This is a genomic window from Corallincola luteus (assembly GCF_004336975.1).
GTDB classification, from domain to species: domain Bacteria; phylum Pseudomonadota; class Gammaproteobacteria; order Enterobacterales; family Neiellaceae; genus Corallincola; species Corallincola holothuriorum.
This window is the reverse complement of the sequence record NZ_SJXE01000001.1, coordinates 1031451-1050091: the sequence shown is the minus strand read 5'-3', so window position 1 is coordinate 1050091 and position 18641 is coordinate 1031451. Positions and strand designations below refer to the sequence as shown.

The following is an 18641-nucleotide window of genomic DNA, read 5'->3' as shown; positions in this document are numbered from 1 at the left end:
ATACTGCGACTAAAGGGGGGCATGCAATAGGCGAACGCCGGCGAGAAAAAATATTGCTCTTCAGAGCATCAGCAACCACTTCAGGCTAACAACTGCCAATCCGCACTACGACATAAAATTGCTGAGTTATCGGGCGAGTTGCAGCCCAATTTAAAAAGAGCCAGAAACAGACGGCTTTTCCCGATAAACATGGATAAATGGCCAAAATAGTCAGTGATATTGCTAACGCTCGGATCTAACAACAGGTTTTAGTTTAAGAAAACCAATATCAGGCTATATTTAGCATGATGGTTTTATAGGATCCAATGAATGAGCAGGCTCACCACAAGGCTGTTGGGAATTTTCGTTTTAGCATTTGCCGTTGGCTTAATAACCTTATTGGCGAGCCGCTACTTCTGGTTGCAGCCCACCGAAATAGCGACACAAGATACCTTAGATCGCGCAACCATAGAGCGCTACCAGTTAGCGCTTAAAGCCACTTCCTTTCAGCTTAAGCAAAACGCCGCTCAGCTTGATAACAATTTCTTTCAACGCCAAATAAACCAAGGCTGGCATGATAAAACATTCGATGCAGCATGGCTGCTGGACAGCACACAACAGCTTTTACTTACTGCAGGTAAAGAGCCTATTTCCAATCAACAGATAGCCCCAGAAAGGCTTACTCTCCTGCTCAGTCAGATCCTCAACCAACCCTTCGATAGCAGCTCAGAACATCCTGTTTGGTTGAATACACCATCGGGAGCCGCCCTAGTTGTAAAAGCAAGAAATGAGTTATCACAACAAGTGGTCGCGATACAGCTTTGGACAGCCGCCAGAATAAACACTTGGCAAACACACTGGTCTCTACCGCTGAATGCTATTTGGTTGCATGACAACAGCACCCCTGGCTCTCTGCGACGTGCTGCCGCATCATTGATACCTTACAGCGAACGCTCTCCAGTACGAATGTCCGACAAATTACGTTGGGTCATCGCCGACAGCAGTGATACCCCCTTGATGCTGTGGGAGGTCAGCGCACCAACAACGCTACCCTTTAGCGGGTTAACCAAAGCACAAATCTGTCTGTTGATAGGCTGGCTCGTGGCTTTGGTGATCTCTGCCACGCTCATCCTAAAACAGTTCATCCAGCCTCAACTACAACTAAAAAAAGCACTACAACAAAGAAATATCGAAAGTGACTACCACCACCCAATTACTATCACCGTAGGCGATGGTCTGACCCGCGAATGTAACTTGTTAATGCGCCATATCCAACAGCAAGATAATCGCCTGTTGAAGCTTTCACACCAAGTCGAGTTATTGAGCAAAACTGACACACTAACCGGGCTGGCCAATAGGCAAAGGTTGGAAGAGTTTCTCGAACAAGAGTGGTCACGCGCTAAGCAGCTTTCCAATTACCTCTGCTTCGGCCTATGCGATCTGGATATGTTTAAGAGTTTCAACGAACGATATGGGGTTGCTCTCGGGGACTCCGCTCTTAAAGAGGTGGCTAAAACATTGGAAGGCAATCTTCATCGAGCCACAGATCTGGTTGCTCGACTCAGCGGCGCCACATTTGCCATCATCCTCACGGACACTGATGGTGCTGGCGCTAAAGTAGTTGGTGATAAATTGCTGCAAGCAATAAGTGAGTTAAACATTCCTCACGCCGATTCCGAGCATAAAATGTTATCGATTAGTATAGGTTGCCTGCCAATGCTGCCGGAAGGGAATTGCACCATTGAACTACTGCTCGCCCAAGCCAATCACGCTTTGGTACAAGCGAAAAGCAAGGGCGGTAACCAGGTCAGCGTTACGTCAAATAAGGTTTAAGCCAAGCGACACTCTGGGTAAACGCTTGCTCCATGCTGTGAATAATATCCGCTCTATCGACCATTAGGCGTTTGTTTTCGCGGCTTGCGTTAAGCATGCGTTTGATATCATCCTCAGGAAACTGCTCGTCCGCTTCCATACCCACAGCTAACATCGGCACTCTGCACTTTCGTGATAGAAGCCCCTGACGCACCAAAGAGAATGTTTGCGCTTTTACAGCAAAGTTACTTATCTCTTTTACATCAGTGTAGAGGCGGGAGGCTATCTGATCCTTGAGCATCGGCGACAACATTGACGTCATCCGCCCATTGACAAATAACTCGTGCAGCGGGCCGCCAATGTTCACCACGGCCTTAAGTAAATCAGGCTTAAGATAAGCAAGGCGTGTAGCAATGTTCCCGCCCATTCGCAAACCGATCATCGCGACTTTCTTATCATCAACCCAAGGGCATGATGGCAAAAACTCAAGGACGGCTTGATGTAAACGCGAGATATCCTCGTTAATTGGCCAGCGTTCACTGTAACCAACTCCAGGCATATCCACCGTCAACATAGCAAAACCGGCGGGGCGTAAGACATCGTCGAAAAGATGAAAAAAACCGTTCTGCAACACATCGCCACCACCACACACAATCACCACTGGCGGTGGAAAGTCGTCATGCGGAAGGTGAAGACTGGCGATAATCTTCTGGCCCTTGTAAGGCACCTCTAGCACCCGCAAGGGACAAGGAAACCAGCGCCCCGCTTCACGGTACGCATGGTTAGATCGGACACGGGCTTCTTGGGCTAGCTGATCACCTCGCAGATGAGGGTAACTAGCAATGGTGTAATAGAGCGAAGCGCGCAACAGGTGGTCACGGGCAGCAAAATGATCGCTAGCTACGACCTCTTTGGCCAGCGCCTGACAACGTGCGGCTTCCTGGCTCCATTCAAACACCCAGTTTCCGGGACGAAACCCTTCAACGGTGTCGAGCAAAGCATCAAAACTACGGGGGTTATCCGACGCCGCAATTTTCGCCAGCACTTCCTGAACCACAATCGGGTCTGCCCCAGCCATGATCCAACGCAGGAACCTATGCTCACGGTACCAATGTAACCCCTCTGGTGGGATCCAACTTTTATCACGCGCACCGCTGACCGTCGATGTTTCAGCTACCCTACTCCGTTGCACACCCACTCTTGCGGCAACATTGTCTTCCTTCATATCCATCATCGACGTCATAACTTTTGCTCCTGAATAGGCTAAGCTTCCGATTCCGCAATTGGTGCGATGTAATTTAGCTGCATATCCCAAGGGAACTGGATCCAAGTATCCTGCTCCACATCGGCAACATACTCATCCACTAAAGGGCTGCCCTGAGGCTTAGCATATACAGTCACAAATTTGGCTTTAGGGAACATTTCACGGATCGCTTTCGCGGTTTCGCCAGTATCAACCAAATCATCAACCACTAAGAAACCTTCACCGTCAGAGGTCTCTGCACCCTTCAGCACTTTTAGTTCACGCTGCGAGTCATGGTCATAACTGGAAATACAAACGGTGTCGATATAGCGAATATTCAACTCTCGCGCCAAAATCCCCGCAGGAACCAGGCCACCACGCGTCACTGCGATAATGCCTTTCCATTGGTCAGCAGGCAGCTGACGCAACGCCAATTCTCTGGTGGCACGATGAAACTCTTCCCATGAGACAAAAAATTCTTTGTTGGTTTTAAAACTCATAGCGTCCTCTTGATCGCAGTGTTCTATTAGTGAGGGACGAAAGCCAGCTTAATCACTGACAAAATAGCCAATACCCAGATAGCAACATTGACCTCTTTATGACGGCCACTAAGTACCTTAATAACTGCGTAGCTGATAAAGCCCAAGGCAATACCATTCGCAATAGAAAAAGTCAGAGGCATCAACACGGCTACCACTGCAGCAGGCGCAGACTCAGTCAGGTCATCCCACTTCACATTAGCTAAGCCAGAAAGCATCAGTACTGAAACGTAAAATAGTGCAGCGGCGGTCGCGTACGCGGGCACCATGCCAGCCAACGGTGCGAAAAACAGCGCCAGCAAAAACAAGATGCCAACCACAACGGCTGTCAGTCCTGTCCGACCACCCTCTTCTACACCCGCACCACTTTCAATATAGCTTGTCGTACTTGAAGTACCCAGAACAGCACCGGCAACTGTCGCTGAGGAGTCGGCCAGCAGCGCTTTACTTAAACGCGGAAGGTTGCCTTTCTCATCGGTTAAGTTACCGCGCTGAGCAACGGCTGTGAGGGTGCCAGCGGTGTCAAATAGATCAACAAACAAAAAGGCGAAAATCACACTGATCATAGCAACATCAAACGCCCCTGCTATATCGAGCTGAGCAAACGTTGGCGCAATAGAAGGCGGCATAGAAACAAGACCGTGATAAACCTGCTTGTCATCAAACAGGAATGAGATCGCAGTGATAGCAAGGATCGCGATCATGACACCGCCTTTTACCTTGCGATACTCCAGGGCAACAATGAGGAAGAAGCCAAGCGTAGCGAGGATCACTCCAGGTGTTTTGACGTCACCAAGGGTTACTAACGTGGCACCGTGATCAACAATAATCCCTGCGTTTTTGAGTGCGATAAGACCCAGAAACAAACCAATACCGGCACCAATGCCGACCCTTAACACCTGCGGAATGGAGTTAATTATCCATTCACGTACTTTAAAAAGGCTAAGCAGAACAAAAAGAACACCAGACAAGAACACCGCACCCAATGCGACTTCCCAGCTTTTACCCATGCCCATCACAACGGTAAACGTGAAAAACGCATTCAACCCCATACCAGGCGCCTGTGCGATAGGGTAATTTGCCAACAAGCCCATGATGAAACAACCAATGGCAGCGGCGAGACAGGTAGCAACAAACACCGCTCCCTTGTCCATGCCAGCCAGTTCCAAAATATTAGGGTTCACAAAAACAATGTATGCCATTGTCAGGAACGTCGTAATTCCGGCAACCACCTCAGTTTTTACACTGGTCTTGTGGGCCTTAAGTTGGAACAACTTCTCCAGCATCGTCTGCTTCCTGTTCTGTCTTTAAGTTATAAAAAAATCCCGGCAACCGGAGGCTGTCAGGTTTGTTATTCGTTTTAATATGTGCGATCCAAACGTGTAGATTTAGATATAGATGAGGATCGAATGTTTCGCGAGCGTAATAAAACACATCGCTGATGGTGCGCCATTATCGCGATCTAGCCGTGAGCTTCAATAGGCACGCTTGACATGTGTCAACAAAGGCCAAAAGATGCTCCCTTTTGCTTAACGATAAAACAAAGCATAGCCAACCAAAAGCCACCCACGCCGACCCAAATAAACACTAGCAAAGTAAGCCAACAAGCGATGGGTGTTCACCAAAGTAAACACCCTCTTAACCACAGAGATGGCTCATCCCTCTGGTTCAATGATCAAGGGTTACGTAGAATCGATCTAAATGGCACACAGAGAGCCAGTTAGGAGCCTCCAGTGAAACAATTAGAAACCAGCAATGCCGGGCCTGTTTGGCGTTTTTTCTCACAGATTTGCGCTATTCCCCACCCATCAAAACATGAACAACAATTGTCACTCTGGATCCAGCATTGGGCAAGAGAGAAAGGCTTGGCAGTAGATGAAGATGCCACAGGCAACTTAAAGATATCTAAACCCGCCACAGCAGGCATGGAAAATCGAGCAGGCGTGGTGATGCAGGCTCACCTGGATATGGTGCCACAAAAAAATAGTGACAGTACCCATGACTTTGTCACGGATCCGATCCGCCCTTACATTGATGGCGAATGGGTCACTGCCGATGGCACCACGTTAGGTGCGGACAATGGCATAGGTATGGCTTCTGCCCTGGCCATATTGGACACTGATGATGTTCCCCATGGCCCACTCGAAGTGCTGCTAACGATTGATGAAGAAGCCGGCATGACGGGCGCCTTTAACCTACAACCAGGCTGGTTTAACGGCAAAATCCTTATCAACACCGATTCAGAGCAAAACGGTGAAGTCTATATGGGCTGCGCTGGCGGTGTTGATGCCAACTTCAATTTACCGATAGAGCGGGAAGTTGCATCAGGCCAGATGGCAGCAATGAAGTTTGAGCTGCGAGGGCTCAAAGGCGGCCACTCAGGTTGTGATATCCACCTTGGTCGCGGTACAGCAAACCAACTAATGGCACAACTGCTTCGACATATAGGCCAACAGCACACGCTGCAGGTGAGCAACTTTAGCGGTGGTAGCCTGCGCAACGCCATCGCCCGTGAAGCAGATTGTGAACTGTGGGTGTTCGCTACAGAGCAGGATGAGATACAAGCTAAAGCAGAGGCTTTTTTCAGTCAGCATCAACAGCTGTTATCAGTAAAAGAGCCGACCATGAGCCTCGCCGTCAGCCGGGTGAGCAGCGACACTGTGCCACTGTCTCAGACCAGTAGCCAACAACTGATAAATTTACTTTGCGCGCTGCCCCATGGCGTGGTTCGTATGAGTGATAGCATTGAAGGCGTGGTAGAAACCTCAACCAACCTAGGCGTTGTTCGGACAGAGGCAGATACGGTCTCTGTGCAATGCCTAATACGTTCGCTTAACGATACTGGCCGCCAGCAAATTGCTGAGCAACACGCAGCAATCGCCGAACTCAGCGGTGCCAGCGTTAGTTTTGATGGTGCTTACCCTGGATGGGAGCCGGATACCAACTCTATTGCCATGACCACGGTACGTGAAACCTACCAAGCGCTATTTGGCAAACTGCCAAACATTATGGTGATCCACGCAGGTCTCGAATGCGGCCTGTTTAAAGCGGCTTACCCTGATTGGGATATGGTATCCATTGGACCAACTATTCGCTTCCCTCACTCGCCAGATGAGAAAGTAGAAATAGCCAGTGTTGATGACTATTGGACACTGCTCAAAGGTGTACTCGCAGCGATCCCTGCGGCCTAACCTCTGCTCCCTAAGGCACACAAATAGGGCTTGGATTATTCCCAGCCCTATTAATAGTTAAGGCATACAGAGTCACCAGCATCACCACTCAAACTGTAACTGTTTGGCACCTTCTTTCACTTCCGGTAAACCAATATTGAGCCCGACTAAACGGATCCCTCTGCCTTCCGCCCGTGCATAAGCCTTCTTCAGTAGATCAAGATACAAGCTCTGTCTCACTTGCGACGTGGTTTGTTCAACCGTGGTTTGTTGAAAGTCATCAAACTTTAGCTTCACGCCCTGTTTATGGATCTGGCGTTTGGGATCATGTTTATCTAAGCGTTGTAGCAGTTCAGGTAGCAGATTGGCCGCAACCTCCTGACACTGTTGAAAAGTAGATATATCTTTACTCAATGTTGTTTCGACACCAACTGAGCGACGCACATGAGTTCCATCCACCGGGCGGTTATCTATACCAAAGCTTCTTTGCCATAAAGCTTCGCCAAATCGACCGACTAGCTGCACTATTTCATCCACGCTTTTTTCTCGACAATCCGCCGTGGTTCTCAATCCCATATCTGCCAACCGTTGCTCGGTTACCGGCCCGACTCCCGGGATCTTGCGCAACGGCAACGCGGCAACAAACGCCTCCACCCCATCAGGTGGAACAATACAGATGCCATTGGGCTTGTTCTCGTCGCTGGCTATTTTGGCAATAAATTTATTAGGAGCAACTCCGGCCGAGGCTGTTAACCCTGTTTCATTGACGATCTCAGTGCGGATAGCTTCAGCAATCAGCGTCGCACTGCCATGGTGTGCTTGGCAATGAGTCACATCTAAATAAGCCTCATCCAGAGATAGAGGCTCGATAAGGTTGGTATAACGTTGAAAGATACTCTGGATCTGCCGGGAAACCGACTTATAGGCGTCAAAGCGAGGCTTTACCAGAATCAGATTAGGACACTGACGTAATGCCGTCGCCGTGGCCATCGCAGAGCGCACACCAAAGCGACGGGCGCTATAGTTACAAGTGGCGATCACCCCGCGGCGATCAGATTGACCACCAACCGCTATCGGCTTATCTCGCCATTGCGGATTATCTCGCATCTCAACGGCGGCATAAAAACAATCCATATCGATATGAATGATCTTTCTTTGCGGTGTTGACTTCGCCATCTCATTTAAATATTAAGCACTGTATATAAAAACAGTATAATAGTTAGTCTAGGTTTACTCCAGTGCGCAATATAAAAACTATTAAAAATAAAAAAGCACCCGCAGGTGCTTTAATCGAACAGCTATTAATCGTTATTAGATAATCCGGTGCTTCTCGAGCATTTCGCGACGTCGTTCCTCTTTCGCTTCCCGCTTCCTGCGCTTCTCACAGGGCTCAGGGCAATCACAGACTTTATCCATCCCCAAAGCTGCGATACCACCACAACTGCCAGCGATCTTCTTACGTTGCAATAGGTAACCAATGGCCATTGCTGCAACAACGGTTAATAACAAGCCAAAGGTAAGTAAAAACACAGTCATAATACTAAGATCCTTGGGACGCCAAGTACTGCTCAAAATTTGGGCTAGTGTACTCCACAAAGCCATCATCCGTCTTTACGATCATCAATACGGGTAACTGATGCTGCTCGGCAAACAAACGACCTTTTTCTGGCCCCATCACCATCAAAGCCGTAGCCAACCCATCTGCGGTCATACAACTTGAAGCGATCACTGTCGCCGAGACCAAACGATGATTAATCGGGTGGCCAGTTTCGGGATCGATGGTATGAGAATAACGGATACCACCGTCTTCAAAATAGTTTCGATAGTCACCAGACGTAGCAACCGCATTATCACCCGGTTCGATGATGCGTTGTACCATACGTGACTGGGTATCAGGCTTTTCAACGGCAATACGCCATTTGTTACCTTGCAGATTATGGCCACGGGTACGTAACTCGCCACCCACCTCAACCAAGTAGTTTCTATAACCCAAGCTATCAAGCAGGTCAGCAACGCTATCCACACCATAGCCTTTAGCGATAGCAGATAGATCAACATAGAGATCCACTGCCGATTTTTGCAGTGAGTGTGCTGCGGTCACGGTTAACTGCTGATAACCCATTCGCGCTTTCGCCTCTGCGATTTCAGCAGCAGTTGGCGTCTCTTCCGGTCTGGCCTGGGGGCCAAATCCCCACAGATTGACCAACGGACCAATGGTGACGTCTAGCGCTCCCTTGGTCTGTTCACCAAGGCGCAATGCTTCCTTCACCACCTCGCCTGTGGCTGCAGATACAGTGAATGGCTGGAGTCCCTGGTACTGATTGAATCGACTCAGCTCAGAGTCTTGCCGATAGGTCGACATCTGATCGTTAACTAACTCAAGGCGCTGATCGATCTGCTTCTGTAACGCAGCGGTATCCTGGAGCGGGTTATCCACGACCAAAGTGATGTGGTAAAAGGTGCCCATGGTACTGCCAGCCAAACGCACCGCTTCAGGTGGCGTATGACTTGGACCGCAAGCTGAGATAAAAAAGGCCAGCCCAAACAGGGCCAGCCATTTTGTTAGTGATTGAATAGGCATTCCTATTTAACCACCAAAATCATCAAGCAGGATATTTTCATCCTCAACACCCAGATCTTTGAGCATGTTAATCACAGCAGCATTCATCACTGGAGGACCACACATGTAATACTCACAATCTTCAGGGGCTTCATGGTCTCGCAGGTAATTTTCAAACAATACGTTATGAATAAAACCTGTATACCCATCCCAATTATCTTCAGGCTGCGGATCTGACAGAGCGACATGCCACTGGAAGTTCGGATGCTCTTTCTGCAGCATATCGAAATCTTCCACATAGAACATTTCGCGCTTAGAGCGAGCACCATACCAGAAGCTCATCTTACGCTTTGAATCAAGGCGACGTAGCTGATCGAAGATATGGCTACGCATAGGTGCCATACCCGCACCACCACCAACAAATACCATTTCGTTTTCAGTCTCTTTAGCGAAGAACTCACCAAATGGACCTGAAATAGTGACCTTATCGCCCGCTTTCAAGTTAAAGATGAATGATGACATCTTACCGCACGGCGCACTTGGGTTATTTGGCGGTGGCGTAGCAATACGCACGTTTAGCATAATGATGCCAAACTCTTCCGGATAGTTCGCCATTGAATAGGCGCGGATGGTCTCTTCATCAACCTTAGATTCCAGGTTGAAGAAGCCAAAACGCTCCCAGTCACCACGATACTCTTCATCCACTTCGAAGTCTTTGTACTTCACGTGGTGTGCAGGGGCTTCGATCTGAATATAACCACCGGCACGGAAAGGTACGCTTTCACCGTCAGGAATTTTTAGCTTCAGCTCTTTAATGAAAGTCGCTTTGTTATCATTAGAGATAACCTCGCACTCCCACTTCTTAATACCGAAAACTTCCTCTTCCAGCTCAATCTTCATGTCCTGCTTCACATTGACCTGACAAGCCAAACGACAGCCATGTTTGGCTTCCCGCTTAGTGATATGGTCAAGCTCTGTTGGCAGGATATCTCCACCACCATCATGAATATCCACTCGGCACTGACCACATGAGCCACCACCACCACAAGCAGATGAGATGAAGATGCCGGAATCAGCCAGCACATTGAGCAACTTGCCGCCAGCGGCAGCGGTAATACTTTTATCTGGGTCGTCATTAATGGAGATGACCACATCCCCAGAACTAACCAGTTTCGACTTGGCAAACAGGATCACAAACACCAGCGCCAAGACGATTAGCGTGAACATACTTACGCCAAGAACAATTTCCATCGTCTTTTCCTTAGTAACTTATCACCGTCACGCTATGTGACTTAGAGTTGAACACCAGAGAAGGACATAAAGCCCAACGCCATCAAGCCAACAGTGATAAAGGTGATCCCCAACCCACGTAACCCATCGGGTACGTCCGAATACTTCATTTTTTCACGAATGCCAGCAAGCGCAGTAATAGCCAGCGCCCAACCCACACCACTACCGAAGCCGTAAACCACAGATTCAGTGAAGTTGTAATCGCGCTCTACCATGAACATCACGCCACCAAAAATGGCACAGTTCACAGTAATCAACGGAAGGAAGATCCCTAGTGCGTTGTAGAGTGGCGGGAAGTATTTATCCAGCAACATCTCCAAGATCTGAACAAGGGCTGCAATCACACCGATATAGGTGATAAACCCCAAAAAGCTCAAGTCTGCTTCAGGTAGACCAGCCCATGCGAGCGCCCCTTCAGCCAACACAAAGTTATAAATCAGATTATTTACAGGAACTGCGATGGTCAGCACCACAATCACTGCCACGCCAAGGCCCAATGAAGTTTTCACCTTTTTCGAGACGGCGAGGAAAGTACACATTCCCAAGAAGAATGCGAGTGCCATATTTTCAACGAAAACGGCACGAACCATTAAACTAATATAATGTTCCATTTTGCTTACCTCAGTCCTTCGCTTCGACCTGTTCAGGTTTGAATACCCGGATAGCCCAGATGATCAAACCGATAATGAAGAACGCGGAAGGTGGCAACAGTAATAAACCGTTCGCCTGATACCAGCCACCATTGTTGATTAACGGCATGATCTCAAAGCCCAACAAGCTACCGGAGCCCAGCAATTCACGGATCCCACCAACGGCAATCAAAATGAAGGAGTACCCCAAACCATTACCGATACCATCAAGGAAACTCATCAATGGCGGACTCTTCATGGCGTAGGCTTCAGCACGTCCCATCACAATACAGTTGGTAATAATCAAACCGACAAAAACCGACAATTGCTTAGCAATATCGTAAGCGTACGCTTTTAAGATTTGATCAACCAAAATCACCAAAGAAGCAATGATGGTCATCTGCACAATGATCCGTACACTCGAAGGTATGTGGTTGCGGATCACCGATACAAACAGATTAGAAAACGCTGTCACAGCCGTCAGGGCCAGAGACAGAATCAAAGCGGTTTCCAATTTACTGGTCACCGCCAATGCAGAACAAACACCCAGTACTTGCAATGCAATCGGGTTGTTGGCAAAGACAGGACCAAACAGAACCTGCTTCATCTCTTTAACGTTAGCCATTGTTCAGGCCTCCTTGACGAAGCTTGGCCAGATAAGGACCAAAGCCTTTTTGTCCTAACCAAAAATTAAACGTATTCTGAACACCATTACCCGTTAATGTCGCACCAGATAAGCCATCTACCTGATACTCACTGCCAGGTGCTGCGCCACCTTTAACGATTTGAATCGCTGGTTGCCACTGCTCATTGAACAGTTTTTTACCTTGCCACTGACTAGTCCAAGACGGATTTTCAATTTCTCCACCTAAACCAGGTGTCTCAGCGTGGTCATAATAAACCAGCGCTTCAATCGTATTCGCATCAGGGGCTATCGCAACAAAGGCGTACATCGTCGACCAAAGGCCATAACCATGTACAGGTAAGATAATGGATGTGACATTACCTGATTCGTCTTTCGCTAAGTAAACGCTGGCATTGTCTGCTCTACGGCGAATAGAAGCGATATCATCAGCTGCAGACAACTTAGCGCTCATAGAAGGATCTTTGGCCGCTTTACGCTGGTCATAGCTATCACCATCGATATCAGACAGATATTCGCCGGTATCCAGGCTAATAACGCGCGCTTCAATTGACTTCGCAAAAACTTCACCCACATTTGCACCAGGAGCCAATAGGCCCGCTGCTCGCAAAATGTTTCTCTGCTTATCCAAAGCACGGTTCTCTTGCTGCTTAGGCTTTAAACCTACCGCAGCAGTCGACACCACCAAACTACAGACCAAACACAAAGCAATAACGACAAACAACGTTTTGCCAATGGAATCGTTACCTTTAGACATTACGCGCAAGCCTCCGTTTGATATTTGCCTGCACCACAAAGTGGTCGAACAAAGGAGCGAACAGGTTAGCGAACAAAATCGCCAGCATCATACCTTCAGGGAAAGCAGGGTTGACCACACGGATCATCACCACCATCACGCCAATCAAGATGCCGTATGCCCAGCGCCCCTGATTAGTGAATGAAGCCGATACTGGATCGGTTGCCATAAACAGCATACCGATAGCAAATCCGCCAACAACCAAGTGCCAGTACCAAGGCATGTTAAATAAAGGGTTGCTTTCACTGCCGATGAAATTGAACAGGTAAGCCGTTGCGACCATGCCTACCATGACACCGCCGACAATGCGCCAAGAAGCAATGCGAGCATAGATGATAATGGCGCCACCAATAAGCAGCATGGCTGTTGATACTTCACCAATAGAGCCCTGAAGGTTACCGAAGAAAGCATCCAACCAGGTCAACGCTTCTCCCGTGGTTACATGTTGCAACGCTTCCTGACCACCAGCAGCCCACTGGCTAAGGGCGGTTGCACCAGAAAAACCATCAACAGCGGTCCAAACCGCATCGCCAGAGATCTGCGCCGGATAAGCAAAGAATAAAAACGCTCGACCAGCTAACGCTGGGTTAAGGAAGTTGCGGCCGGTACCACCAAATACCTCTTTCGCAATCACCACACCAAAGGTGATACCTAAGGCTGCCTGCCAGAGTGGCAAGCTAGGCGGAACGATCAACGCAAATAAGATAGAAGTAACGAAGAACCCTTCGTTAATTTCGTGTTTACGGATACTGGCAAATAAAACTTCCCAGAAGCCACCGACACCAAAAGCGACCGCATAAATAGGTAGGAAATAACAAGCGCCATACAGCATCTTGCTGCCCCAACCTGCAGCAGCACCTAAATCGCCACCCAACATGTGGAAAATGCCCACTTGCCAAGAGTCAGGCAACGCGTAACCGGCAGCCAGTGCCGCAGAGGCTTGGTCGCCAATATTAAACATGCCGTAAAACAGCGCTGGCCAAAGTGCCAAGTAAACCGTGATCATCATTCGCTTCAAATCAATATTGTCACGAACATGGGTGTTCTTTTTGGTCACCAGACCTGGTGTATAAAAGATGGTATACGCCGCTTCAAACAGGGCGTAATACTTCTCATACTTGCCGCCTTTCTCAAACGACGGTTCGATACTTTCGAAGAAACTCTTAAGGCCCATCAGATCAGCCCTCCCGCTCAATGGTGGTCAGACACTCACGTAAGATTGAGCCGTACTCATACTTACCAGGACAAACCACAGTACAAAGCGCCAGATCTTCTTCATCCAACTCTAAGCAGCCTAACTGCTGGGCACTGTCTGTATCGCCGGAGATCAGATCTCGTAACAACAGTGTTGGAAGGATATCTAGCGGCATCACTCTCTCATAGTTACCGATTGGCACCATGGCGCGATCACTTCCTCCAGTAGAGGTGGTGAAATTAAACAGCTTCTTCGGCGCTAAATGGCCAAGAAATGCGCGAGTGAGCGAGAACTTGTCAGAGCCCGGCAGTAACCAGCCGATAAACTCTTTTTCGTAGCCTTCAAGCAAGATAGTGACTTGGTTGTGGAAACGTCCCAAGTAACCTTGTGGGCCGTGGGCATGAGTGCCACTTAGTACAGAGCCAGATATAACGCGGTTGTAACCATCTTTGGTTTCGCCAGCAACGAGTTCATCCATCGCGGCACCCAAACGTGTGCGCACCAAACGAGGCTGTTTCGCCTGCGGACCAGCCAAAGCGACCACTCGGTCAACAGGGAGCTCTCCGCTGGTAAATAACTGACCAATCGCAATCACATCTTGATAGCCAATATGCCAAACCATCTTAGTTGGGCCAACAGGATCTAGCATGTGGATATGCGTACCCACGAGTCCCGCAGGATGTGGTCCAGCAAAATCATGCTGTTCTAAACGCTCAACATCCACTGCGGGGATAGATGCATCAGATTTCTTACAAAGGAACAGCTTACCTTCAGTAAGGCGGCTGAGCACTTTTAACCCGTTAGCGAAATCATCAGCGGCTTCAGCGATCACCAAACTGGGATCAGCTGCCAGCGGATTAGTGTCTATGGCGGTGACAAAAATAGAGCGAGGAGCACTATCTATGGCAGGTGCCTTACTAAACGGACGCGTACGTAGTGCCGTCCAAAGACCTGACTGAACCAGGTTCTCGACCACTTTGTCACGCGCCAGGGTGGCCAAATCATTGACAGGATAACTGGCAAACTGCACCGCTTCGTCACCTTCGACTCGGATCACGACGGATTGCAGCACACGTTGCGCTCCCCGGTTCACCTCTACCACTTCACCCGTTGCCGGGGCGGTAAAGATCACACCTGGGTTCTTTTTATCTTCAAACAGAGCATCGCCTTTCTTTACCTGATCGCCAACGCGAACACGCATAGTAGGACGCATACCGACGTACTCCTCCCCGAGCACGGCGACCCTGGTGATACCAGGACCGTCATGGATTTCCTGCGAAGGAACGCCGGCTATAGGAACATTTAGTCCTTTTTTAATTTTTATCATAGCCTTAACACACTAAAGTTTAACGGGATTTATAACTGAGCGTATAGAACTACCTGCCTGCACCCACCACAGACAAGGTAGGAAAACCTACCCAGATCCTGTCGGCTTGCACATGGCAAACAGTAAATCCGGCGGATTTTAACATCATTCATACACCGCAAGCTATGGCGAATTGGTGATTAACTGCAGAGTTTAGACGAGAAAACAATTGGTTAAAAAGTATCCAGCAAGAAATTGGGATATTTAGCGATAAAAAAACCATCGCCTGATCACTTTCAAATCATTAACGCATATAAACCTATGGATAGTGGACCTCTAAATAGGCCTTCTCGGTAATTGCATGGTAAGCACGAACACCTTGGGTGTAGTGCTGAAAGTGAGTATAGATACGTGCTATATCAGCGTCGGCAGCTGCCTGTTCAGCCATCACCTGATCAGTGACTTGCTGTAGTGCATTCAGCACTTCGTCAGGAAATCGACGGATCTTTACGCCTTTTTCCTGCAACGTTTGCAACGCAATGATATTTCTGACGGTATATTCATCCAGCATATCGTGATTCACAACACGAGCCGCTGCGCGAACGATCACCTGTAGATCGTTAGGCAAGGCATCGAAAGCGGCTTTATTAATCAAAAACTCCAGGCTCGATCCCGGCTCATGCCAACCCGGATAGTAATAATATTCAGCAGCTTCATTAAAACCAAATGCGAGATCATTCGACGGGCCGACCCACTCTGTAGCATCGATAGCGCCCGTCTGCAGAGCAGTAAACAGCTCTCCACCAGGCAAGCTAACGGGCACGCCGCCTAGTCGCTGCAATACCTCACCGCCAATGCCTGGCAGGCGCATCTTTAACCCTTTCAGATCATCAACACTGTTGATCTCTTTGTTAAACCAGCCCCCCATCTGCACACCCGTATTCCCGCCGGCCATAGGCAGTAAATCAAACGGCGCATATAGCTCCTCCCATAAAGCCAATCCACCACCATGATGGAGATAGCCATTCATCTCTTGGGCTGTAAGACCAAATGGTATGCTGGTAAAAAACTGCGCTGCGGGTACCTTACCCTTCCAATAATAAGCGGCGCTGTGCCCCATCTCGACACTGCCAGAAGAGACCGCATCAAACACTTGAAAGCCCGGCACTAGCTGATTAGCTCCGTACACAGTCACTTGCAAACGCCCTTGGCTCATCTCATTCACCAGCACAGCAAATTTTTCCGGTGCCATGCCTAAACCCGGAAAGTTCTTTGGCCAGGATGTCACCAACTTCCATTCATATTGGGTTGCCGCAACCACAGTCCCGTCATCACTCTCGCGATCAACAAGGTGCTGCTGTGAACTGGGCGGAAAACAGCCACTTAACAACAGAGAAAAAGCTGTCACAGGAATCAACCAGCGAGATGTCATGAATTGCCTCAAATTAAGAGTAAAGAACACTAGGGAGCCAAGTCGCTAAAGCTGGCCAACAAGCCAACAGCAGTAACATCAACAACTGCAAGCCGATGAATGGCACCACCCCGCGATAGATATCAGCTGTCTTGATGCTGTCAGGGGCCGCGCCACGGAGGTAAAAAAGAGCAAAACCGAAGGGCGGGGTTAGAAACGATGTTTGCAAATTCACCGCTATCATCACTCCGAGCCAAACGGGATCAATCCCCATTGCCAACAACACAGGACCCACGATCGGCACAACAACAAATGTGATCTCAATGAAATCGAGAATGAAACCGAGTAAGAAGATCAGCAACATCACCACAGCCATGGCGGCTATCGGGCCACCGGGCAAAGAGTGGAACCATTGATGAACTAGGGTTTCACCACCCAAGGCGTAAAACACCAATGAAAAAAGGGCTGCACCGATCAATATCATAAACACCATGGAGGTGACATGCAGACTACTGCGCCCCACCTCTCTTAGGGTATGTAGATTTAATCGCCCCTGCACCGCGGCTAACACGGTAGCGCCAAAGGCGCCGACGGCGGCAGCTTCTGTCGGTGTTGCAAAGCCAAACAGTATTGACCCTAACACCACAAAAATCAGTGACAGTGTGGGCACCAAAGCACGGAACAGAAGCCAACCAAGCGCCGCTCCTGTCGCTAAATCCAGTACCTTGTCAGTTTCCTGTTGCTCGAGATCCTCTTGAGCCTCCTGCTTACATGGCACAAAAAGCACATACGCCAAATACAACAGTACCAGAATCAAACCCGGTACCAGCGCGCCAGCAAACAACTCACCAACGGATACTGTTTTAGGACTAAACACTCCTAGCTTTAATTGTGCCTGCTGGTAAGCAGATGACAGCATGTCGCCAAGTAACACTAAGGCTATCGACGGTGGCAAGATCTGACCCAAGGTTCCGGTTGCAGCCACAATACCGGCAGCACGCGCGGGGCCATAACCGCGATTTAGCATCCCAGGTAACGCCAGGACAGCGAGGGTTACCACAGTAGCACCAACAATACCTGTACTGGCCGCCAGCAACATACCAACCAATACGACGGCCATACCCAACCCGCCGTTGACACGTTTAAGCAGGTGATTCATCGCCGCTAAGAGCTGCTCGGCCAATTGCGACTTCTCTAACATCACCCCCATATATACAAATAAGGGCACAGCCAATAACGTCTGATTATTCAAAATGCCAAACAGTCGATTCGGCAGAAGCCACAAAAAGCTGGCATCAATGACGCCAAACCAGGCGCCGATATAAGCAAATATCAACGCCGATCCCGCGAGAGAAAAAGCGACGGGATAGCCAAGCATTAAGACACAACAAAGAAAAGCAAACAGTAAGGCGGGAAGGTAAGCGATCATTGCTCTCTCCCCTGCGGCGGCCCAAACAAACACTCCAGCGCGGAAATGATCCAGGAAACGCCTTGCAGGTATAACAAGGTTGGCAACACTAATAGCAAAGATTTAAACAGATAAAGCCCCGATAACCCGCCAGTTTCTTGCGAGCTTTCATGGTGAAGCCAGCTATCCATCACATAGGGCCAGCTAACGGAAAAGATCATGCTGCACATCGGCATGAGCAAGCAAAGGGTGCCGCCAATACTCAACCAGGCTCGCTGCCGCGCGTTGAAGCGGCGATAAAAGATATCCACGCGCACATGCTTATCCTGTTGCAAGGTATAAGCCGCGCCGAAACAGATAGCGGTAGCATGTAGATACATGACGCTCTCTTGCAGGGCGATCCACCCCAGATTAAACAGGTAGCGCAACACCACGATAAGCATAATCAGTAACATCATGATGCCGCCGCACCAAGCCACTAAATCGCCAGCGTAACGGATACCACGATCGATAATACGGCGAATATTATTCAGCGCACTAAACAGTGCTGATGGCGAAGGAGCATAGGATGGCTGCAAGAAGTTGCCCACACATGTTACATAAGTGCAGGCATTGATAACAAATATTTAAAGATTTTGAAACAGATAGAGGTCTAACCAG

General features: G+C 48.8%; 17 protein-coding genes. 2 read left to right on the top strand and 15 right to left on the bottom strand.

The features are described 5' to 3' along the window. Positions 1–309 precede the first annotated feature (309 nt). Positions 310–1812, top strand: coding sequence for a GGDEF domain-containing protein (locus tag EZV61_RS04645; RefSeq protein WP_114338679.1), 1503 nt, complete (start codon positions 310–312; stop codon positions 1810–1812). Here the strand turns inward: EZV61_RS04645 and EZV61_RS04640 are convergent. The 3 genes from EZV61_RS04640 to EZV61_RS04630 are packed head-to-tail and all read right to left on the bottom strand — an operon-like array spanning position 1793 to position 4859. After that, on the bottom strand, positions 1793–3034 hold the full coding sequence (locus EZV61_RS04640) for an alpha/beta fold hydrolase (RefSeq protein WP_114338680.1): 1242 nt from the start codon (positions 3032–3034) through the stop codon (positions 1793–1795). The genes EZV61_RS04645 and EZV61_RS04640 overlap by 20 nt on opposite strands. Positions 3035–3054: 20 nt before the next feature. Then, positions 3055–3534, bottom strand: a complete 480-nt coding sequence (gpt, locus tag EZV61_RS04635; protein ID WP_114338681.1) for a xanthine phosphoribosyltransferase — start codon at positions 3532–3534, stop codon at positions 3055–3057. Positions 3535–3560: 26 nt separating this feature from the next. Further along, on the bottom strand, positions 3561–4859 hold the full coding sequence (locus tag EZV61_RS04630) for an NCS2 family permease (RefSeq protein WP_130566640.1): 1299 nt from the start codon (positions 4857–4859) through the stop codon (positions 3561–3563). Between the two features lie 447 nt (positions 4860–5306). On the opposite strand from EZV61_RS04630, the gene EZV61_RS04625 reads away from it, so the two are divergent. Then, the gene (locus EZV61_RS04625) at positions 5307–6764 is read left to right on the top strand and encodes an aminoacyl-histidine dipeptidase (RefSeq protein WP_131414488.1); all 1458 of its coding nucleotides are present in this window, start codon (positions 5307–5309) and stop codon (positions 6762–6764) included. Positions 6765–6845: 81 nt separating this feature from the next. On the opposite strand, the gene dinB is transcribed toward EZV61_RS04625, so the two are convergent. The 12 genes from dinB to EZV61_RS04565 form a co-directional block, all read right to left on the bottom strand. Further along, positions 6846–7919: a DNA polymerase IV gene (gene dinB, locus EZV61_RS04620; RefSeq protein ID WP_130566638.1), complete on the bottom strand. Its 1074-nt coding sequence runs from the start codon at positions 7917–7919 to the stop codon at positions 6846–6848. A 135-nt stretch (positions 7920–8054) separates the two neighbouring features. Further along, entirely contained in the window at positions 8055–8279 is a 225-nt protein-coding gene (gene nqrM, locus EZV61_RS04615; protein WP_114338685.1) for a (Na+)-NQR maturation NqrM, read from the bottom strand. 4 nt (positions 8280–8283) lie between these two features. Next, complete coding sequence (locus tag EZV61_RS04610) at positions 8284–9324, bottom strand: FAD:protein FMN transferase (protein WP_131414487.1); 1041 nt, start codon at positions 9322–9324, stop codon at positions 8284–8286. Positions 9325–9330: 6 nt separating this feature from the next. After that, a complete protein-coding gene (gene nqrF / locus EZV61_RS04605) occupies positions 9331–10554 on the bottom strand; it encodes an NADH:ubiquinone reductase (Na(+)-transporting) subunit F (protein ID WP_114338687.1) in 1224 nt (407 codons plus the stop codon). A 41-nt stretch (positions 10555–10595) separates the two neighbouring features. Then, complete coding sequence (gene nqrE / locus EZV61_RS04600) at positions 10596–11204, bottom strand: NADH:ubiquinone reductase (Na(+)-transporting) subunit E (RefSeq protein ID WP_114338688.1); 609 nt, start codon at positions 11202–11204, stop codon at positions 10596–10598. A 10-nt stretch (positions 11205–11214) separates the two neighbouring features. Further along, positions 11215–11847 carry an NADH:ubiquinone reductase (Na(+)-transporting) subunit D gene (locus EZV61_RS04595; protein WP_131414486.1) on the bottom strand — a complete coding sequence of 211 codons (633 nt, stop codon included), beginning with the start codon at positions 11845–11847 and terminating at the stop codon, positions 11215–11217. Continuing rightward, the gene (locus tag EZV61_RS04590) at positions 11840–12622 is read right to left on the bottom strand and encodes a Na(+)-translocating NADH-quinone reductase subunit C (RefSeq protein ID WP_131414485.1); all 783 of its coding nucleotides are present in this window, start codon (positions 12620–12622) and stop codon (positions 11840–11842) included. The genes EZV61_RS04595 and EZV61_RS04590 overlap by 8 nt, the downstream gene beginning before the upstream one ends. After that, positions 12615–13835 carry an NADH:ubiquinone reductase (Na(+)-transporting) subunit B gene (locus tag EZV61_RS04585; RefSeq protein ID WP_131414484.1) on the bottom strand — a complete coding sequence of 407 codons (1221 nt, stop codon included), beginning with the start codon at positions 13833–13835 and terminating at the stop codon, positions 12615–12617. The genes EZV61_RS04590 and EZV61_RS04585 overlap by 8 nt, the downstream gene beginning before the upstream one ends. Positions 13836–13839: 4 nt before the next feature. Further along, positions 13840–15183 carry a Na(+)-translocating NADH-quinone reductase subunit A gene (locus EZV61_RS04580; RefSeq protein ID WP_131414483.1) on the bottom strand — a complete coding sequence of 448 codons (1344 nt, stop codon included), beginning with the start codon at positions 15181–15183 and terminating at the stop codon, positions 13840–13842. A gap of 298 nt (positions 15184–15481) precedes the next feature. Beyond that, positions 15482–16594, bottom strand: coding sequence for a TRAP transporter substrate-binding protein (locus tag EZV61_RS04575; RefSeq protein WP_130566634.1), 1113 nt, complete (start codon positions 16592–16594; stop codon positions 15482–15484). Positions 16595–16607: 13 nt separating this feature from the next. Beyond that, positions 16608–17999: a TRAP transporter large permease gene (locus EZV61_RS04570; RefSeq protein WP_205695331.1), complete on the bottom strand. Its 1392-nt coding sequence runs from the start codon at positions 17997–17999 to the stop codon at positions 16608–16610. Beyond that, entirely contained in the window at positions 17999–18559 is a 561-nt protein-coding gene (locus tag EZV61_RS04565) for a TRAP transporter small permease subunit (RefSeq protein WP_240695147.1), read from the bottom strand. Before EZV61_RS04565 ends, EZV61_RS04570 begins: the two co-directional genes overlap by 1 nt. Positions 18560–18641 lie beyond the last annotated feature (82 nt).